Below are 21,442 nucleotides of genomic sequence, written 5' to 3' on the forward strand. Positions count from 1 at the left end.
AAATTATGTTTAAGAAATTCATTCGCAGACCCGTTCTGTCAATAGTGATCTCATTGATCATTGTATTTTTAGGGGTTTTATCTTTAGTAAAGCTTCCTGTAACACAATTCCCATCGATTTCTCCCCCAAAAGTGAATATCACTGCGGAATATCCTGGCGCTAATAACGAATTACTAATCAAATCCGTAATCATTCCTATGGAAAGAGCCTTGAATGGAATTCCCGGGATGAAATATATGGACTCTGATGCGGGTAATGACGGAGAATGTACCATTCAAATTGTTTTTGATTTGGGTACAGACCCTAATGTGGCAGCTATTAACGTACAAAATCACATATCGTCAGCTATCAATAAATTACCTCCATTAGTAGTTCGTGAAGGGGTAAAAATTACCCGTGAAGAACCTAATATGCTTTTGTATGTAAATGTTTATAGTGATGACCCAAAAGCCAATCAAAAATTCCTTTTCAACTTTGCAGATATCAACCTTCTTTCAGAAATAAAAAGAGTGAAAGGAGTTGGTGACGCCGATATCATCGGAACTCGCGAATATGCTATGCGAATTTGGCTAAAACCTGACCGAATGACTGCATACAACATTTCCGCAGAGGAGATAATGGAGGCTCTCAGTTCGCAAAGTTTAGAAGCTTCACCGGGGAAAACTGGTGAAAGTTCAGGTAAACGCTCACAGTCGATAGAATATATTTTAAAATATCCTGGTCGATACAATAACGAGAAAGATTACGGAAATGTTATTTTAAAGGCCAAATCAAACGGTGAGTTTGTACGATTAAAAGATGTTGCCGAAATCGAATTTGGCTCCAACATGTACGATATATATTCTACGTTAAACGGAAAACCTTCAGCCGCCATCAGCATCAAACAATCGTATGGTTCAAATGCAAGTGACGTAATCGACAATGTAAAAGACCTGATGGTCAATCTTCAAAAAACAACTTTCCCTAAAGGAATGCATTATGAACTCAGTTATGATGCTTCCCGATTTTTGGATGCATCCATTGAAAAAGTTGTACATACTTTATTTGAGGCATTTATTTTGGTAGCACTTGTTGTGTTCCTATTTTTAGGTGATTGGCGCTCTACTATAATTCCAATTATTGCCGTACCTGTATCGCTAATTGGTGCTTTTGCCGTAATGTCTGCCTTTGGAATTTCGTTAAATCTAATTTCACTTTTCGCTCTAGTGATGGCAATTGGAATTGTGGTAGATGATGCAATTGTCGTCATCGAAGCCGTCCATGCCAAGATGGAAGAAAAGCATCTCTCCCCACTCAAGGCTACAGAAGAAGCGATGCATGAGATAAGTGGGGCAATTATAGCCATCACTTTAGTTATGGCATCGGTATTTATTCCAGTGGCGTTTATGTCAGGACCTGTTGGAGTATTCTATCGCCAATTTTCTATTACCATGGTGTCATCAATTATTCTTTCGGGAGTGGTAGCACTAACACTAACACCAGCATTGTGTGCACTTATTCTTAAGAACAATCATGGAAAGGAAAAAAAGAACACTCCGATTAACCGATTTTTAGATAAATTCAACAATCTATTCACGATTGGAATGGGTAGATACCATAATTTATTGACGAAAGTTATTAGCCGAAAAGCTATCACGCTTCCGTTTCTATTAGCTTTTTGTTTTGCCATCTTTTTACTAAGTAATAAGGTTCCTTCTGGTTTTATTCCAAGTGAAGACCAAGGAATGATTTACGCCATTATTCAAACGCCACCAGGTTCAACGTTGGAGCGAACAAACCAAATTGCATTAGAACTTCAGAAAGCCTCTGAAGATATTGACGGCGTGTCATCGGTTTCCTCATTAGCTGGTTATGAAGTTCTTACAGAAGGAACGGGATCCAACTCAGGAACTTGTTTGATTAACCTAAAAAATTGGAGCGAACGAAAAGAATCTGCTCTGGAAATCATCGAACAGCTTGAGAAAAAAGCCAAAGAAATTCCTGGTGCCAATATCGAATTTTTCCAACCACCAGCCATCCCCGGATATGGAGCTGCAGGAGGATTTGAGCTTCGTATTATGGATAAAGCAGGAAGCGGCGATTATCACAAAATGGAACAAGTGAGTAATGATTTTGTGAAAGAACTGAAAAAATGTCCCGAAATAGGGTCAGCCTTTACCTTCTATTCTGCTAGTTTCCCTCAGTATATGTTAAAAATCGACAATGATTTAGCAGAGCAAAAGGGAGTAACGATAGAAAACGCAATGAACAATCTTTCTACATTGATAGGCTCTAACTACGAAACAAGTTTCATTAGATTTGATAGACCCTACAAAGTGATGGTTCAAGCAGAGCCTCAATACAGAGCATTGCCAAGCGATTTACTAAAACTGTATGTTAAAAATGATAAAGATCAAATGGTTCCTTATTCCGACTTCATGAGATTAGAAAAAGTATACGGTCTGTCAGAAATCACAAGACATAATTTGTATAATTCTTCCGAAGTTAGCGGATCTCCAGCTACAGGTTACAGTAGTGGAGACGCCATCAAGGCCATACAAGAACTTGCAGATAAAAAACTGCCTAGAGGTTTTGGAATTGACTGGACTGGGATTTCTAAAGATGAGGTTTCTCGTGGAAATGAAGCGATATATATCTTTTTGATATGTCTTGGTTTTGTTTATCTCATTCTTTCTGCACAGTACGAAAGTTTTATTCTTCCATTGCCAATTATCCTTTCATTACCTACCGGTATTTTTGGAGCTTTCTTAAGTCTGTATCTGCTAGGATTAGAAAATAACATTTACGCACAAGTAGCGATGGTAATGCTCATTGGTTTACTCGGTAAAAATGCTGTATTGATTGTCGAATTTGCTGTTCAAAAAAGAGCCGAAGAAGGCGTTTCTGTAAAAGAAGCGGCTCTACAAGGTGCTGCCCTTAGATTCCGACCTATTTTAATGACATCTTTTGCCTTTATTGCTGGTCTTATTCCTCTTGCTCTAGCAACTGGTCCAGGTGCAATTGGTAACAGAACTATCGGAACTGCAGCTGCTGGTGGAATGCTAATTGGAACCATTTTCGGATTGATGGTAATTCCTGGACTCTATTACATCTTTGCAACAATCGCTGATAAATCGAGATTGGCAAGATATGAAAATGAATATCCTTTAACAGAACAAACTGAACCTTACAAACACGATGGAAAATTTGAAGATTAAAAATAGCTTAGCAATTGTTGCATTATTGCTTTTTTTGGCTAGTTGTAAAGCACCAGCTATTGCACCCACAAAGGCTTCCGCAACGGTACCGGAATCTTATGGTTCAAACAACGACACTGTAAACATTGCGAGAATATCTTGGAAGAATTTTTTTAAGGACAAGTATTTACAAGACTTAATTGATACCGCTATCCAGAACAACCAAGAGTTGAAAATTACCTTGCAAGAAATTGAAATCGCAAAGAATGATATTCGAGTGAGAAAAGGAGCTTTGCTGCCTATGGTTGGACTAAGAACTGGTGCAGGTATTGAAAAAGTAGGGCGATATACTAGCCAAGGTGCTGGGGATTCAACGACAGAAATCATGCCAGGTAAAGAATTTCCTGATCCATTGGCTGATTTCACTTTTGGCGCTTATGCCAATTGGGAAGTAGATATCTGGAAGAAACTCCGCAATTCAAAAAAAGCGGCGGTCAATCGCTATCTGGCGTCAATAGAAGGCAAGAATTTTGTATTGACAAACTTAATTTCTGAAGTTGCAGATTCTTATTATGAATTAGTATCTCTAGACAATCAATTAAAAATTGTCAAAGAAAATGTACAACTTCAAAAAGACGCCTTAGAAATTGTAAAAGTGCAAAAGGAAGGAGCTCGTGCCACAGAATTAGCTGTTCAAAAATTTCAGGCGGAAGTCTTGTCTTCACAAGAGAGAGAGTTTGAGATTCTACAAAGAATAAAAGAAACAGAAAATCGGATTAATTTTCTTTTAGGTAGATACCCACAAGAAATACCGCGTGACAAATCAGAATTTTCTAGCTTAACTTCTCCTCTAGTAAATGCTGGTATTCCTTCACAATTACTTGATAATAGACCCGATGTAAAACAAGCGGAGCTAGAATTGGTCGCTGCTAAACTCGACGTAAAAGCAGCACGTGCAGAATTCTATCCTTCACTTGACATCAGTGCTAGTTACGGTGTAAATGCATTCAACACAAGGTACTTGTTTACTTTACCTGAATCACTTTTATATTCCTTGGTTGGCGATTTGACTGCACCTCTAATAAATAGAAACGCAATAAAAGCAGAATTCAAAAGTGCTAATTCACGTCAACTTCAAGCACTTTACAACTATGAACGCACCCTATTAAATGCTTATCTAGAAGTTTCAACACAATTATCAAAAATTGACAATTTAGAGAAAAGTTACAACATGAAATCACAAGAAGTAGCTGCTTTGAAAAAGTCAATTGAAGTTTCGAATGATTTATTTAAATCTGCTCGCGTGGATTATTTTGAAGTCTTAATGACACAACGCGACGCGCTTGAATCGACATTAGAATTGATAGAAACCAAAAAAGAGCAGCTAAATGCAGTAGTGAATGTATATAGAGACTTAGGTGGAGGATGGAAATAAATTTAAGCTAGATGACCAATGCATTTAAAACTAAAAACTCCATAAGAAATTATGGAGTTTTTACTTAAATCAATTCGAGGGTTCTTTCCAAAGCCATCCCTCTTGAACCCTTAATGAGAATTATCTTGTCATGATATTGATGTTGCTTAAAATCATTAGAAAAGTCATCAAAAGTCTCATAGAAGTGAAAATTTTTATTCTCAATTTTGTTGTAATAAAAATCTTTTCCGACAAAAAAGCAATCTATATCATCATGGTTTATAAGTGATTCAATGATAATTTTATGTTCCTTTATACTATCAAATCCCAATTCAAACATATCACCAAGTATGACTATTTTATTTTCTTTTTCCAACTGAACGAAATTAGAAATCGCCACAGCCATACTGCTTGGATTTGCATTATAGGCATCTAAAATAATCTCATTAGAATTACGCTGTATAAGTTGAGATCTATTATTTGCAGGAACATAACTCTCTAATGCCTGCTTAATATCTTCATTTGTTACCTTAAAATATTTACCAATAGCTATCGAAGCATTAATATTATTTGCATTGTAAAGTCCTATTAAATTAGAACATACCTTAGTATTTAAAAAAGTAACTTCTACAAAAGGATTAGCTTTTACCTCAGTAATCATAACATCTGAATCAACTCTATCAATTCCAAAAGTGTAAACATTCATATTGTTTGTTTTATCCACCTGAATTGCGTCGTCAAGATTAACAAAAACTGTTTTATCATTTCTTGAAAGATAAGTATACATCTCACTTTTACCCTTTATCACTCCCTCTACTCCACCAAAACCCTCTAAATGTGCTTTGCCAAAATTTGTAATATAACCATAATCTGGTTGTGCTATTTCACATAAAAATTCAATTTCCTTTTGGTGATTCGCACCCATTTCAACAATCCCAATTTCAGTTTGAGAAGTAAAAGAAAGTAGTGTCAATGGAACACCTATGTGATTGTTAAGATTTCCAATCGTCGCTTTAGTAACATATTTTTTAGAAAGAACAGCATTTATCAACTCTTTTGTAGTTGTTTTTCCATTGCTTCCAGTCAATGCAACTATTGGTAATTTTAAATACTTTCTATGAAATTTAGCCAATTCTTGAAGTGTCCTCAAGCTGTCATTTACCAATATAGTTCTCTCATCGATGTAATACGATTCATTATCAATAACAACGTAGGATGCTCCCTTTTCGATGGCTTCTTTTGCAAATGTATTGGCATCAAATCGATCTCCTTTGATAGCAACAAAAAATGAATTGGATTCAATTTTTCTTGTATCTATAGAAATAGAATTACATTTCAAAAATAAACTGTGAATGGATTCAATATTCATTGAAAATAATTTTAAAAAATAAAAGCCCTAATGAAAGGGCTCTTATTTTATTATACTTTTGAAATTAGTTTCTTGCTCTTTTCTTTTTATCAGCCTTAGGTCCAACTCTAGACATCGCACATCTAAAACCAATATAGTCAGTTGCCATATCCTGTGGGAAATATCTTCTTTGGGCTGGATCAAGCCAATATGCTCTATCTCTCCAAGAACCTCCTTTATAAACTCTAACATCATCGTTAATTAAAGTTGTTCTTTTGTTAGATTTATCATACAGCTTTTTCATATTACCTAGACTGTCTGTTGTAATATTGTGTTGAGGAGAATCGTACATTCTTGTTTTTTCTTGTTTCTTAGGATCATCCTCATCCTCAGAAGAACCAAACTTATAGTATCTCGTAGATTGTTTATCTCCGTCTCTATAGTTTCTTTCATCGCTCTTATCAAAATTTTGTCTCAAATAAGTCTCGTTTTCATCAACAGGAACTTGAGTGATTTGACCAGGGAAATTTCTAGAAATTATTCTACCATTAGATAATGTATCAAATTTTTGAGTCTCCTGTGTCACTAAATCAACTTTCCCGTCGTCACCAATTTTATTCTTGGTGTAAACATTACCTCTAAAATAGTTAAAGTCACTCGCTTCATCATCAACTATTGGTCTGTAAACATCAGCAACCCATTCTGCAACGTTACCAGCCATGTCATATAATCCAAAATCATTTGGCGGATATGATTTCACTACATTTGTAATATCAGCTCCATCATCAGACCAACCTGCAATTCCTCCATAATCTCCTTTACCTTGTTTGAAGTTTGCCAATTGATCACCTCTAACTTGTCTTTTTCCTGAACGAGTATAACTACCAGACCAAGGATATTTTTTCTGTCCTTTATAAATGTTGTACTCTCTTTGTCCTACATCAGCAGCAGCAGCATATTCCCATTCAGCCTCAGTTGGAAGTCTGTATTCTGGAAGGATAAGCCCTGAAGAACGTTGTGCATATACATTTTTTGCAGCAGTCTCAGTTGATGGATTGTCTTTTGTACCTTTGGTTTTAACAGGTTTTGATTTTGAATTTTTAGGTCCTTTAAAAACAATCTTTTCATCTCCTCCAAAAGCTTTTGATGGAGCATTTAAATAGGTTTCTGTGTCAAAAATCGCATCTGCTTTTACATCAAGAACCTTTGCATCTTTTTTCAAATATCCTTGAGTTTCTAATGTACTTTCGTTTACACGATTTGTTCTCCATTTACTAAACTCAACCGCTTGAATCCAATTTACTCCAACTACAGGGTAGCTAGCATAAGCTGGATGTCTAAGGTAGTTGTTAGTCATTGTTTCATTATATCCTAATCTATTTCTCCACACAAGTGTGTCTGGTAATGCACCCTCGTATATATTTTTGTAATTCTCTTGGTCTGGTGGAAAAACTCTTTTTAACCAATCGATGTACTCCATGTACATCAAATTAGTTACTTCTGTTTCATCCATGTAAAATGACTGAACATGCTGTTGGTTTGGGGTATTATTCCAATCATGCATTACATCATCTTGAACCTTTCCCATAGTAAAAGTTCCTCCTTCAACCATTACTAAACCTGGTCCTGTTGCCTGCTTTTTGAAATTTGAAGCATACTGAAAACCTCCTTTTTTATCGTTGATTTTCCAACCTGTTGCAGTTGATGAGTTTTTTGAACTGGATTTTTTACTACAGCTTGTAGCAAAAACTAACACTATTGCTAGTGATAGCAACAATCTTACAGTCATAATTTTATTTACTTTCATACTTCTTGTAGGTAATTAATTTCGAGGCGCAATATAATAATTAACCTTTATATTGCAACATCTTTTTTTTAAAAAAATAATTTTGCGCGTTTTTAGATACTAACATCTTCTATAACGCAAAAATAATTTAAATATTTTAATCTTCTTGACGAAATAAATTATTTTTACTCCCCGTAATAATTTATGCTTAAATACGTTATTCATTAACTATGAAAAAAATACTGTCTTTACTATTTTTATTGCTTTCTGTAATTTGTTTTGGTCAACAAAAGGGAGAAATCGTTTTAACATGGAACACAAAATCATCTATTTCATTTGGCTCTTATAAATTGACTGTTCCAAAATTTAACGACGCTAATTTTCAGTTTGACAGCTACAAAAAACAACTATTCTTCAATTTGAAAGTTGCAACGCCTTCCAAAATTGACGAAAACTCATTACGAATCACTAATGTTGTCTACGAAAGTATCGATGAATCTGAGCTTGGAGATTTATCTACAAAGGCAATTCCTTCTCGAATAAATGCTAGAGCAAGAAATATGCAAGCGAGAAATGTATCTTTCGCTTTTATTTCATTATCGCCAATAATCAAAGATGCTGACGGCTACAAGAAAGTTAAATCTTTTTCCTATTATATTTCATTTAATAATACCCTGAAAACTGCTACCGCATCTAATTCTAATACAATAACCAACTCTGTATTAGCTTCTGGAGAATGGCGTCGTTTTTATGTAGTGAAATCTGGCGTATATAGATTAAGTAAAAGTTTTTTAGCACAAATGGGGTTTGAAGTAGATGCTGTAAATCCAAAAAAAATAAAAATTTACGGAAACGGTGGACGAATGATTCCTCTCAAAAATAGCGAATATTATCCAACAGATTTAACCGAGAACAGCATTCAAGTCATTGGCGAAGACGATGGTATTTTTAATGACAGTGATTATATACTATTTTATGCTGAAGGAGTGGATCAATGGAATGAGGATAGTCAAACATCAACTAATTTATACGATTCAAAATCCTATTATTATGTAAACATGCAAGGTGAAGACGGCAAAAGAATATCAGATTTACAGCAACCATCAGGAAACAGTGACCTAATTATCAGCGAATTTGATGGTTATAATTACTATGAAGTTGATAAAGTAAATATTGTCAAATTAGGCAGACGTTGGTTTGGAGAACAATTTAATATAGATGACGAGCAAGACTTCAATTTTAATATTCCAAACATTGTTACTTCTAATCCTATAAACTTGACTGTATTTGCCGCAGCAACTTCTTTTACCAGAACATCATTTGAGATAAAAGCAAACAATCAATCTGTGGGCTCCATTTCATTTTCAGCTACTGGAGGAGCTACTCAAGCAGACCCAGAAGAATTAAACACCTCAATTCCTGCGTCAGAAAACATCAAAATAACTCTGAAATACAACAATAATGGTGTACCAGACTCAAAGGGCTATTTAGACTACATTTTACTAAGATCTAAAAGAAGCCTAAAAGGCTATGGAAAGCAATTCCAATTTCAATATGATGCAGCCATTACCTCGATAGGAATTGGAGAATATCAGATAACAAATGCAAGTACATTGCGCCAAGTTTGGGATATAACAGATATTTATAATGTAACCAAAGTAGAAAACAACTCCCAAAATAGTCTTTCATTCAAAGTTAATCTTGGAGAAGTCCGAAAATACATTGCTGTAGACGCTAATGATTTTTATAGCCCTCTTAAAGATTCACAAACTAGAGTAGCCAATCAAAATTTAAAAGGAACCATTTTTAATAATGCTCAAGGCTTAAAACAAGATGTTGATTATATAATTGTTTGTCCATCAGCATTGGGAACACAAGCTGAAAAATTAGCGAATTTCCATAGAGATTTTTCCAAATTGAATGTAAAAGTAGTTTATCTTGAAAATATCTATCAAGAATTTTCCTCCGGCAAACAAGACATTGGAGCGATTCGCAATTTTGTAAAATACGTCTATGACCATCCTATAGTACCAGGCAACGAGGTAAAATACCTCAATCTCTTTGGTGATGCATCATACGATTTCAAAAATAGATTGCCTAGAGAATTCAACACGAATATTGTACCCATTTACCATGCTTTAAATAGTTTCACTCTTGGTGAAGCCTCATTTGCATCAGATGATTTTTTTGGCTTAATGAGCGACAATGAAGGTGATGTCGACAATTTTGTAGGTAGTTTAGATATTGCTGTGGGCAGAATGATTGCCAACAATCCGACGCAAGCAGACGAATTAGTCAATAAAATCATCGATTATCATGATATTAAATCCTACGGAAATTGGAGAAATAATTATGTTGTGATTTCTGATGATGCTGATGTAGCTAGTGATGCCAGCCTGCAATCGAGAATGAATAATTTATCAGATACTATTGAGTCAGAAAAACCTTTTTTGAATGCAAAAAAAATATTACTTGATTCCTATGTTCAAGAAACCTCTGCAGGCGGATCTAGATATCCTAAAGCTCGTGAAGAATTGTTTAACGCCTTCGAAAAAGGAGCATTAGTATTGAATTATCTTGGTCATGGTGGTGAAGATGGATTAACCCAAGAACGTATTTGGGAAAAATCAGATGGGCAAAATTTGAGTAATCGCTACAAATATCCATTATTCATAACGATTACTTGTGATTTTTCTAGATTTGACAATCCTTCTAGACCTACTGCTGGAGAGTATACCTATTGGAATCCTCAAGGAGGAGCAATTTCAATGATAACTACTATTCGTGAAATTGGTCAAACCACTGGAGAGAATTTTAACGATGTCTTATCAAAATATTTATTTTCTTATGGTTCAAATGAATATACTTCTATTGCAGAAGCATTACGATTAGCAAAAAATGAATTTGCCCCTAGAACGGACGTAGTTTTTTATTTAGGTGATCCCGCACTAAAATTAGACATTCCTCAGCCTATGATCAATCTCACTAAAATTAACGATAAGCCCATAACTGGACCTGTTGATAATTTAAAAGCATTATCATTTGTTAAAATTGCAGGTGAAATCACAGACGAAAACAATATCCTAATTCCAGATTACAAAGGCGAATTATCGGTTCAAATTTTTGATAAAAACATCTCCAGAACAACACTAAATAACGATGGTAATAGTGCATCTATAAACTTTAATACATTAGGAGAAACTATTTTTAGAGGAAATGCAACAATTACGAATGGTCAATTTGAATTTGGTTTTATAGTTCCTAGAGACATTTCAATACCTCTTGGAAATGGAAAAGTCAGTTTTTATGCTAAACGAGGAGAAATTCTTTTAGACAAAACAGGTTCAAATTCTACTTTAAAAATTGGCGGAACCAATGATAATGCTGCTGTAGACAATATTGCTCCAAGGGTAAAACTGTACATGAACGACCAAACCTTTATTTCGGGTGGAATAACAAATGAATCTCCATTATTTTTAGCTTTTTTAGAAGATGAAAACGGGATAAATACAGCTAGCGGTATTGGTCATGATATCATAGCTATTTTGGATGGAGACGAGAACAATCCTTATAAACTCAATGATTACTATGAAACCGAATTGGACGATTACACAAAAGGAAAACTAAAATTCCCATTCAGAAACTTATCTGTGGGATTACACACAATCACATTCAAAGCTTGGGATGTTTACAACAATCCTGTAATCTCAGAAATTCAATTTATCGTTGTTGGGGATGAATCCATTCAAATTACCAATGTTTTAAACTATCCCAATCCATTTGTAAATTACACCCAATTTTGGTTTACACACAACAAACCTTTTGAACCCTTAGAAGTTCAAGTTCAAGTGATGACTGTTTCTGGAAAAATTGTTTGGTCAAAAAATCAAACGGTGACTACTGAAGGATTCTTGTCGAGAGAGATTACTTGGGATGGTAAAGATGATTTTGGTGACAAAATTGGAAAAGGAACCTATATTTATAAACTTACTGTAAAATCTGTTTTAACAAATACAAGAACAGAAAAATACGAGAAACTTGTTATCCTTTAATAAAACACTATATTTGTTAACTTTTTTAAAAATTTAGAATGAAAAAAATTGCAGCAATACTAATCTGTTTATTAGTAGTACAATTAACAAAAGCTCAGGAAAGAGTTATTACCACTGGAGTTCCTTTCTTATTAGTGGCGGGAGATGCTCGGTCTGCAGGTATGGCAGACAACGGTGTAGCTACCTCGACAGATGCTTACTCTCAACAATGGAATCCTGCTAAATATTCATTCTCACTTGACAAACAAGGATTCGCTCTAAGTTACACTCCCTATTTAGTCGAACTCGTTAATGATATTTCACTCGGTCAAGTCAACTATTTCAACAAAATTAATGACCGTGGAGCTTTTGCTTCAAGTCTTCGTTTCTTTAGCTTAGGTGAAATTGAATTAAGAGAAAGCATTGATGCCCAAGCCAATGTTGTTAAACCAGCAGAATTTGCAATTGATTTATCCTATTCACAAAAACTAAGCGAACGCTTCTCCATGGCAGTAGCCGGTCGTTACATAAGATCAAACCTAAGAATCCCTACTGAAGGTCAGAGTTCTGCAGCAGCAAGTTCTTTTGCTTTTGATGTCGCTGGTTTCTATCAATCTGAACAAACTGCATTTACTGATTTTGATGGTAGATGGAGAGCTGGTTTCAATTTCCAAAATTTAGGTCCAAAAATTAATTACGACCAATCTACTGATTCAACTGTGGGTTCGAATTTCCTACCTGCAAACCTAAAATTAGGTGGTGGATTTGATTTTATTTTAGACGAATACAACAAAGTTGGGTTGAATTTAGAATTCAATAAACTTTTAGTTCCAACACCTCAAGAACCAAAAGATTTAGATGGAGATGGAGAAATTTCATCAAGTGAAAAATCCCAAAACAATATTGAATACAACAAAATTGGCTGGGTTAATGGAATTTTCAAATCTTTCAATGATGCTCCTGACGGATTTAGCGAAGAATTAAAAGAAGTAACCTATTCTGTTGGTGCAGAATACATGTATCAAGACTCCTTTGCATTTCGTTTGGGTTATTTTAATGAAAGTCCAATGAAAGGAGCAAGAAAATTTTTCTCCATCGGAACTGGATTTACTTATAATGTAGTAAAAATTGATGTGTCCTATTTATTTTCAGCATCTAATGTGAAAAACCCTTTAGAAAACACTTTACGTTTTTCTCTGAGCTTTGCATTCGGAGACAAATATGACGAATATTAGTATCATTTAATTAATAAAAAAAGAATCCAAATTTCAAAATTTCGAAATTTGGATTTTTTTTCCAAAAAAACTAAAGAAATAGTCTTGTTTAATACACCATTAAAAATACCATCTTCACATGAAAGAAATTAGCATTACAACAACATTTTCGGGTTATGATTCGTTACAAGATTTACCAACTGACGTTCAAGATTTGATGTCTAAGGCTATCGAAATCAGAAAAAAAGCATACGCTCCCTATTCAAAATTTAGAGTTGGAGCCGCCATTCTTTTAGACAACGGAAAAATCATTTTGGGTTCAAACCAAGAAAACGCTGCCTATCCATCAGGACTTTGCGCTGAAAGAGTAGCAATTTTTCAAGCTGGAGCAACTTATCCTGAAGCAAAAATCTTAAAAATAGCCATTTCAGCAGCATCCGACACAAATACAACGACATCCCCTATTCCTCCTTGTGGAGGTTGCAGACAATCCATAGCCGAATACGAATTCAAACAAGAACAGCCAATAGAAATCTATTTTATGGGCGAAATCGGTGTAGTTTATAAATCAGATTCACTCAAAAATCTACTTCCATTTACATTCGATAAAAACTTCTTATAAAAAGAGGAAAAACTGTGTTTTAAATTTTAGTTCTTAGTAGGAATGTCTTATTTTTGCTCTTCGCAAATTTGCGTAAGAAAAAAATCAGTTCATTAAAGTACTGATTTATTGAATTACGAAATTTCAGACTACATGCTTTAAAACAATTTAGCAAAATAAAAATAGCCAAATGAAAGAAGTTACAAAAGAAGTTTACTTAAAGTGGTATGAAGATATGCTACTTTGGAGAAAGTTTGAAGACAAGCTAGCTGCTCTTTACATACAACAAAAAATTAGAGGATTTCTTCACTTATACAACGGCCAAGAAGCCGTTTTAGCAGGCGCTTTGCACGCTATGGATTTGAGTAAAGATAAAATGATTACTGCCTATAGAAATCACGTACAACCCATAGGTATGGGAGTTGACCCTAGAAAAGTAATGGCAGAACTTTTAGGTAAAGCCACAGGAACTTCAAAGGGAATGGGAGGCTCCATGCACATCTTCTCAAAAGAACACGGTTTTTTTGGCGGACATGGAATTGTTGGAGCACAAATTCCAGTTGGTGCAGGAATTGCTTTTGCAGATCAATATTTCGGAAGAGATGGTGTTACATTAACCTATTTTGGAGATGGTGCTGCACGTCAAGGTTCTTTGCATGAAGCATTCAATATGGCTATGTTATGGAAACTTCCTGTAGTATTCATCGTCGAAAATAACGGTTATGCAATGGGAACATCAGTTGAAAGAACCGCCAATCACACAGATATTTGGAAATTAGGTTTAGGATATGAAATGCCTTGTGGCCCTGTCGACGGAATGAATCCCGTAAAAGTAGCCGAAGCAATGCATGAAGCTATAGAAAGAGCTCGTCGTGGAGATGGCCCTACATTTTTAGAAATGAAAACCTACCGTTATAGAGGACACTCTATGTCAGATGCACAATTGTATCGTTCAAAAGATGAAGTAGAAGAATACAAAAAAATTGATCCAATCACACAAGTTTTAGATGTGATAAAAGATCAAAAATATGCTACCGATGAGGATATCGAAGCAATTGACGAAAGAGTAAAAAATTTAGTAGAAGACTGTGTTGCCTTTGCTGAAGAATCTCCTTTCCCAGAAGTACAACAACTGTATGATGTTGTATACGAAGAAGAAAATTATCCATTTTTACCACACAAACTATAATTGAATTATGGCAAAAATTATTACAATGCCACGTTTAAGTGATACTATGACTGAAGGAGTAGTAGCAAAATGGCTTAAGAAAGTAGGCGACAAAATTAATGAAGGTGATATCTTAGCAGAAATTGAAACCGATAAAGCCACTATGGAATTTGAATCATTCAATTCTGGAACCCTTTTACATATTGGCCTTCAAGAAGGAGAAACTGCACCTGTAGATTCGCTTTTGGCTATTATAGGAGCAGAAGGTGAGGATATTACTCCTTTACTTAATTTAGGAAAACCCTCAATCTCAACAGCGGCTCCAGTTGTTCCAACTCCAGTTGTTGAGGAGAAAAAAGAGGAAATTATAAATACTACACCAGTTTCTACAAGTATACCCGCAGGAGTTGTTGTTGTGACTATGCCTCGTTTAAGTGATACTATGACCGATGGCACAGTAGCAAATTGGTTGAAAAAAGTTGGAGATGCGGTTGCAGAAGGTGATATTTTAGCAGAAATTGAAACCGATAAGGCTACTATGGAGTTCGAATCGTTCAATTCTGGTACGCTTTTATATGTAGGTATTCAAGAAGGACAAACTGCTCCCGTTGATAGTTTATTAGCTATTATTGGACCTGCTGGTACAGATATTTCAGGAGTGGCTGAAAACTTTTCAAAGGGAGGAGTTTCAACTCCAGAAAAAGTAGTTGAATCGAAAACAGAATCTTCTACAGCTATTGCTGATAAAGTAGACGAACCTATTCAAGTGGTTTCTGATGGAAAAAGAATTTTCATATCTCCTTTGGCCAAAAAGATTGCTGAAGAAAAAGGAATTAACATTGCACAAGTTAAAGGTTCTGGTGAAAATGGACGCATTGTAAAAAGTGATATTGAAAATTTTGTGGCATCTACTACAAGTGCTAATTCAGCCGTTGTGAATTCAGCACCAGAATCAAGCACAAAAGAAGTAGTCGCTACAAGACCATTTGTTCCCTCGGGACAAATTGCCACAGAGGAAATCAAAAATTCACAGATGCGAAAAATTATCGCAAAACGTTTGTCTGAATCTTTATTTACTGCACCTCACTACAATTTAGTAATTGAGGTTACCATGGATGAAGCGATGAAATCAAGAGTTGCTATAAATAGTGTTCCTGATACTAAAGTTTCGTTCAACGACATGGTAATAAAAGCATGTGCTTTGGCTCTTAAAAAGCATCCAAAAATCAATTCTCAGTGGAAGGAAGATGCAATCATTATTAACCATCATGTAAGTATTGGTGTTGCTGTTGCTGTAGAAGATGGATTGGTTGTTCCTGTTTTACCTTTTACTGATGGTATGAGTTTATCTCAAATTGGTGCTAGTGTAAGAGACCTTGCAGGAAGAGCAAAAAACAAAAAATTATTACCAAGTGAAATGGAAGGAAGTACATTTACCATTTCTAATTTGGGAATGTTTGGAATTACAGAATTCAATTCTATCATTAATCAGCCCAACTCAGCAATTCTATCAGTAGGAGCAATCGTTGAGAAACCCGTGGTAAAAGATGGGCAAATTGTTGTTGGAAACACCATGATGCTATCTTTGGCTTGCGACCACCGTACAATTGACGGGGCAACTGGAGCGCAGTTTCTACAAACTTTAAAACAGTATATTGAAAACCCAGTGACAATGCTGGCGTAAAAAATAAACCTTATTAAAAACGAAAAACCTGATATTTTACAATATCAGGTTTTTTTATCTCTTATTCTAGGAAACTTTATTTTTTTACAATCAAAAATTCTGAACGTCTGTTGAGTGCATACTCTGCATCGGTACATTTATTTTTGCAATCTACCTTTGGTTGTGATTCACCAAATCCGTTTCCTGAAATTCTACTAGGATCAATACCTTTAGAAATAACATATTGTACAGTTGACTTGGCCCTGCGTTCAGAAAGATCTAAATTGTATTTATCACTTCCTCTAGAATCCGTATGAGATTTGGCATAAATCACAAGTTTAGTATTCTGCGACATTACATACACTAATTTGTCCAATTCGGCTGCACCTTGCTTAGTAATATTGCTTTTGTCATACTCAAAATAAATAGGATTTAGGATAATTTCTGTGTCAGTTATAATTGGATATGCAAATAAAAAGTACAGTTTAAGTTAAGCGACATTTTTGTAAATATTGTTTTGATTATTAAATTCTTCGATTGTTTTGTAATTCAATGCCCCGTGTCGTCTTTTTTTGTTATACCAGATTTCTATGTATTCAAAAATTTCCAGTTGCATTTGTTCTTTGGTTATGAGTTTATTACCGTAAATTAATTCGGTTTTTAATGACTTAAAGAAGCTTTCAGCCACTTCGTTATCCCAACGGTTTCTTTTCTACTCATGCTTCTTATTACCTCATAAGACTCAATAGTATTAGTAAATTTTTTGTTTGCATATTGAATGCCTCTATCAGAATGAAAAATTAATCCTTTTTGAACACTTCTGTTTCTAATTGCCATTTTCCATGCGGCAAGAGTTGTTTCATTTGTACTCATACCATTGCTTAAACTCCAGCCAATCATTTTTCGGTCGTATAAATCAATAATTGTTGTCAAGTATAAAAATCCCTCTTTGGTCTGAATATAAGTGATGTCTGACACCCAAACTTTAGATGGATTATCAACCTCAAAACCTCTATCTAATATATTTTCTACCACTAAATAATTGTGCTTTGAGTTGGTTGTGACTTTAAACTTTTTGCTTAACTTACTTCTTAATCCAAGCTCTTTCATGTATTTTGCAACTGTTATTCTTGATATTTTGTAACCCAATGCATTTAATTCAATGGTAATTCTCGGACTTCCATAACGCTGTTTTGAAGCAAAATAAATGGAAGTTATTTGTTGTTTTATCTCATTTTTTCTAACTATTCTATTGGAAATAGGTTTGCTTTTCCATTTATAATATCCACTAGAACCAACTTCTAAAACCTTACACATTTTTTCAATCGGAAATAAGTACTCATGATTTTTAATGAACGTATATTTCATCGACCGCTCTTGGAAAAAATGCCGATTGCTTTTTTTAATATATCACGTTCTAGTTCTGCATCTTTCAACTTTTTCTCTAATTCGTGAATCTTTTCTTGTTCTGGTGTTAGTTTAAGATTTCCTTTTCCAGGAAAACTGCCTTTGCCAAATTCTTCGTATTCTTTTCGCCATTTGTAAAGTAAGGTAGCTTTTATTCCAAGTTCTCTTGCCAGTTCTGAAATATTATCTCTTTCATTACTTAATTGGACTGCTTTTGTCTTAAAAGCTGGATCATAGATTTTTCTTTCTCGTTTCATATGTTAAAAATAAGATTTTATTCTTAACTTTAACTGGAAGCTAAATTAGTATATCCAATGTGAAATTGTATAGGAAGAGGAATTGATATTTTAATCTAAAAGAGGCTGTTCAAATTATGAACAACCTCTTTAATATATCTCTTTTACTCTTTAGAAAACTTAACTGTAGATTCAAAACCATCAACAGATCTAATTTTCACAAAGTACATTCCTCTATTTAATGAAGTAACGTCAAAATTAGAATCTGTACTAAAAGAACCATTAAACTGTTTTACTACTTTACCTGTTATATCATAAATGTAAAGATTTGAAACCTGTTTATTAATTTTAAATGATTTAGAAACTGGATTTGGATATAATTTCAATTGAGTTGAAGCATTTGTCATTTCCTCAACTCCTAATGTTGAGCAATCCGTTTCAAGAACATCTAGTTTTGTATTTGTTCCTGTTGGAATATAACAAGTGTTTTTATTTACTGATAAAATATCAACCGTTTGAGGTCCTGATGTTCCTTTTGTAAAAAGAATATTTGTACTGGCAATATTTGTGAAAGTATAAGAATAATATCCATTAGCATCTGGACCTGCCATTTTTTTACCTGGCCAAGTTGAACCCGCCAGATTAGTTGATGGTAAAGCATTCCAATGATGCACATAAATTGTCGTTCCCCAAGCAGTTGGAGCTTTATATTTTACTGTAATATCCCCAAGAGTCATGAAAGTGTATGTTTGTGAGGCAACGTCTGAAGACAATCCATCTGAATCTATAGTTATCGCTTTTACTGTTGTAGTAGAGGAAACATTTATAGGTGCTGTATAAACTGAAGAAGATGCAGTAGGTGTGGAACCATCAGTAGTATAATAAATAGTATAGCCTGCTTTATCATCTGATCCTGTAATTGTTACAGCTTGAGAAGTACCCGCTCCATACGTAGTTGATGTTGGCGTAATTGCAACCGTTGGAGCCACATTTACTGCAATTTTAGACCAAACTTCATAATCTGTACCTGAAGCATTCAATATCCATCCTGAACCAGGATTCCAAGTTCCTGGACCAATTTTAACAACTACTTTACCATCAATTGTTGCAGAATAAAACCCACTTGAATTGGATACAGAAACTGAACTGTAAGCATTAATTCCATTTGTTCTTCTAACGGCAATTAATTTTTTTATTGCAGCTTCATTTGCCGTGTAGGTCACAGATACATTTGTGTTGTTTTCACTTTTAGTAAAAGTACCACCATAGTAGTGAGGAAAGAAAACACATGGTATACCTGGATGTGTTAATATGTATGCGTATGCTTTCATAATATTATCATTGTTGGTAAAACTTCCTGGTTTTACAAATGTGTCATGATTATCAACAAATGTTACTGCTTTGTCAGCATAACCAAACTGACCAGCTAGACCAGGATTCCCTCTAAGAGCTCCATAATTACCACTATTAAACGCTGGTCCAAGAGCGTTATAATACATAGTAAAATCAAAAGCTGCCGACTTACTTCCTGTACCTGTTATCCATGATTTTAATGTATTTACATTTCCATCCCAATATTCCCCAACAGAAGCATATGGCGAAGAAGCTGTAATATATTCTCCAATGTAGCTTGCAGAAAATCCTTTAGCTACGTCCCATCTCCAACTATCAAAGCCAAGGGCTTTCAATCTTGTTAAATATTCTTTTACACCATTTCTGACAGTAAGACTAGTATGATCTAAATCTCGAGCACCACTAAAATCTTCACCTGTATCATTTGCTCCTGATGGTTTACAACCTACATAAGTCGCCGTTTGTGTAGCACCTCCATCATCATTAAAGCATATTGTCTCACATCCCCAAGTAGGTTCTGTAAAATCCGTCCAACTTGTAGTCCCTCCTCTATGATTCACAACAATATCAGCCATAGGATGTACCTTAGGTGACGCCGTATTTAAACTTGTCAACAAAGCTCTCAATTGAGCTTCAGAACCAAATGAAGTTTGACTAAAATTAAATAGTCTTGTTGGTATATATCCATTTCCCCCTGTTGATTGGCTAGGTGGTGGCAACCAAAGAACATTAAATCCTGCTTTAGATAGTCCTCCAGCACGATTATTCAAATAATTATAAAGTCCTCCTTCAGCAATAACAGACGCCTTTGTGTGAACATCCCAGCCAAATGCCTGCAACATAACATCGTTTATATTAGCAGATGATTGAGATCGTACTGACGAAAAAAATGTTGTAAAGAACAAAACTACTAATAGCAAGAAGTTTTTAGAAAATAATTTCATAATGATAATTTTTGAGGTTAAGTGTTTATTCAAATAAATTAAAATAATTACTAATAAACCCACATTGAGTTAATATTCATCACATTAAATATATTTGAACGCTAAAATTATATAAATAATAACAATCTATTACATAGCAATCTACAATCTTAATTACGAAAACGTAGTAGTGTTGATAAATTTATAGTATTTATTATCTATCACTCATTTATTTATAAAATTATAATATTATTACAGTAGTTTCCTTATTTTTTACAAAACATTAACTACCAGTACTGATGACTTAATTATTTTCGATCAATTGTTAAAATTTATACTCAGTGAGATATCACTAATATCCAAAATAGAAAAATACAATCATAAAAGCAAGAACTAAAATATAAGAAAAAGAAAGTTGAGATTATAACAAACAAAAACCAAATCGTATTAAGAAAAAGCTTTGAAGAAAATCTTAAACATGCCCATCTCGAAGGGTGAATAGGGCTTACCTACAAAACAAAAAACCCTATCCAAAATGAATAGGGTTTTCAAAAAGAAAGGCGACGACATACTCTCCCACATAACTGCAGTACCATCTGCGCTGGCGGGCTTAACTTCTCTGTTCGGGATGGGAAGAGGTGAGCCCCGCCGCAATAACCACCTTAAAACTTAGCCCCCTCCGGCTCCCCCAAAGGGGGAGAGTTAGTACTTTGCGGTTAGCAACCGGAAGGAAACGTAATATTTTAACATACTGAGATAAAAATTATTTTTTTGAGAACCTGAAACGAGTTCAGGTTAAAGAAAGTTGCCCCCACCCTCTTTACTCCCTCCCTTTTGGGGAGGGTTGGGGTGGGGCTTGTACATAAGCTTACGGGTTATTAGTACTACTCGGCTATGACATTACTGCCTTTACACCTATAGCCTATCAACGTGGTCATCTTCCACGACCCTTAAAAGAAATCTCATCTTGTGGTGGGTTTCGCGCTTATATGCTTTCAGCGCTTATCCCTTCCAAACGTAGCTACTCTGCGGTGCCCCTGGCGGAACAACAGATACACTAGAGGTTTGTCCAATTCGGTCCTCTCGTACTAGAATCAGATCCACTCAAATTTCTTGCGCCCA

At 34.8% G+C, this 21,442-nt stretch carries 10 protein-coding genes, 2 rRNA genes and 2 pseudogenes; 7 read left to right on the forward strand and 7 right to left on the reverse strand.

The window, feature by feature from the left end:
- The first annotated feature begins 5 nt into the window (after positions 1–5).
- Both AC23L6_RS10375 and AC23L6_RS10380 read left to right on the forward strand, forming a co-directional pair.
- The gene (locus tag AC23L6_RS10375) at positions 6–3,197 is read left to right on the forward strand and encodes an efflux RND transporter permease subunit (protein WP_487562104.1); all 3,192 of its coding nucleotides are present in this window, start codon (positions 6–8) and stop codon (positions 3,195–3,197) included.
- On the forward strand, positions 3,178–4,611 hold the full coding sequence (locus AC23L6_RS10380; protein ID WP_487562105.1) for a TolC family protein: 1,434 nt from the start codon (positions 3,178–3,180) through the stop codon (positions 4,609–4,611). The genes AC23L6_RS10375 and AC23L6_RS10380 overlap by 20 nt, the downstream gene beginning before the upstream one ends.
- 64 nt (positions 4,612–4,675) lie before the next feature.
- Here the strand turns inward: AC23L6_RS10380 and AC23L6_RS10385 are convergent, their stop codons facing one another.
- Complete coding sequence (locus tag AC23L6_RS10385; RefSeq protein ID WP_487562106.1) at positions 4,676–5,959, reverse strand: UDP-N-acetylmuramoyl-tripeptide--D-alanyl-D-alanine ligase; 1,284 nt, start codon at positions 5,957–5,959, stop codon at positions 4,676–4,678.
- A gap of 64 nt (positions 5,960–6,023) precedes the next feature.
- Complete coding sequence (gene gldJ, locus AC23L6_RS10390) at positions 6,024–7,745, reverse strand: gliding motility lipoprotein GldJ (RefSeq protein WP_487562107.1); 1,722 nt, start codon at positions 7,743–7,745, stop codon at positions 6,024–6,026.
- 209 nt (positions 7,746–7,954) lie between these two features.
- On the opposite strand from gldJ, the gene porU reads away from it, so the two are divergent.
- The 5 genes from porU to AC23L6_RS10415 all read left to right on the forward strand — a co-directional run bounded on the left by porU (position 7,955) and on the right by AC23L6_RS10415 (position 16,422).
- A complete protein-coding gene (gene porU / locus AC23L6_RS10395; protein WP_487562108.1) occupies positions 7,955–11,776 on the forward strand; it encodes a type IX secretion system sortase PorU in 3,822 nt (1,273 codons plus the stop codon).
- 38 nt (positions 11,777–11,814) lie between these two features.
- Positions 11,815–12,990, forward strand: coding sequence for a type IX secretion system outer membrane channel protein PorV (gene porV, locus AC23L6_RS10400; RefSeq protein ID WP_487562109.1), 1,176 nt, complete (start codon positions 11,815–11,817; stop codon positions 12,988–12,990).
- Positions 12,991–13,108: 118 nt separating this feature from the next.
- Positions 13,109–13,591, forward strand: a complete 483-nt coding sequence (gene cdd / locus AC23L6_RS10405) for a cytidine deaminase (RefSeq protein ID WP_487562110.1) — start codon at positions 13,109–13,111, stop codon at positions 13,589–13,591.
- A gap of 169 nt (positions 13,592–13,760) precedes the next feature.
- A complete protein-coding gene (pdhA, locus tag AC23L6_RS10410) occupies positions 13,761–14,759 on the forward strand; it encodes a pyruvate dehydrogenase (acetyl-transferring) E1 component subunit alpha (RefSeq protein ID WP_487562111.1) in 999 nt (332 codons plus the stop codon).
- Positions 14,760–14,766: 7 nt separating this feature from the next.
- A complete protein-coding gene (locus tag AC23L6_RS10415; protein WP_487562112.1) occupies positions 14,767–16,422 on the forward strand; it encodes a dihydrolipoyl dehydrogenase family protein in 1,656 nt (551 codons plus the stop codon).
- Positions 16,423–16,498: 76 nt separating this feature from the next.
- On the opposite strand, the pseudogene AC23L6_RS10420 reads toward AC23L6_RS10415, so the two are convergent.
- The 5 genes and pseudogenes from AC23L6_RS10420 to AC23L6_RS10440 form a co-directional block, all read right to left on the reverse strand.
- Positions 16,499–16,861, reverse strand: a pseudogene (locus AC23L6_RS10420) (OmpA family protein); the annotation flags it as partial.
- 30 nt (positions 16,862–16,891) lie between these two features.
- Positions 16,892–18,065, reverse strand: a pseudogene (locus tag AC23L6_RS10425) (IS3 family transposase).
- 143 nt (positions 18,066–18,208) lie between these two features.
- Positions 18,209–20,341 carry a chitobiase/beta-hexosaminidase C-terminal domain-containing protein gene (locus tag AC23L6_RS10430; protein WP_487562113.1) on the reverse strand — a complete coding sequence of 711 codons (2,133 nt, stop codon included), beginning with the start codon at positions 20,339–20,341 and terminating at the stop codon, positions 18,209–18,211.
- A 534-nt stretch (positions 20,342–20,875) separates the two neighbouring features.
- A 5S ribosomal RNA gene (gene rrf / locus AC23L6_RS10435) occupies positions 20,876–20,985 on the reverse strand.
- Between the two features lie 193 nt (positions 20,986–21,178).
- A 23S ribosomal RNA gene (locus tag AC23L6_RS10440) occupies positions 21,179–21,442 on the reverse strand; the annotation flags it as partial.

It is taken from the genome of Flavobacterium sp. R1_16 (assembly GCF_057652095.1).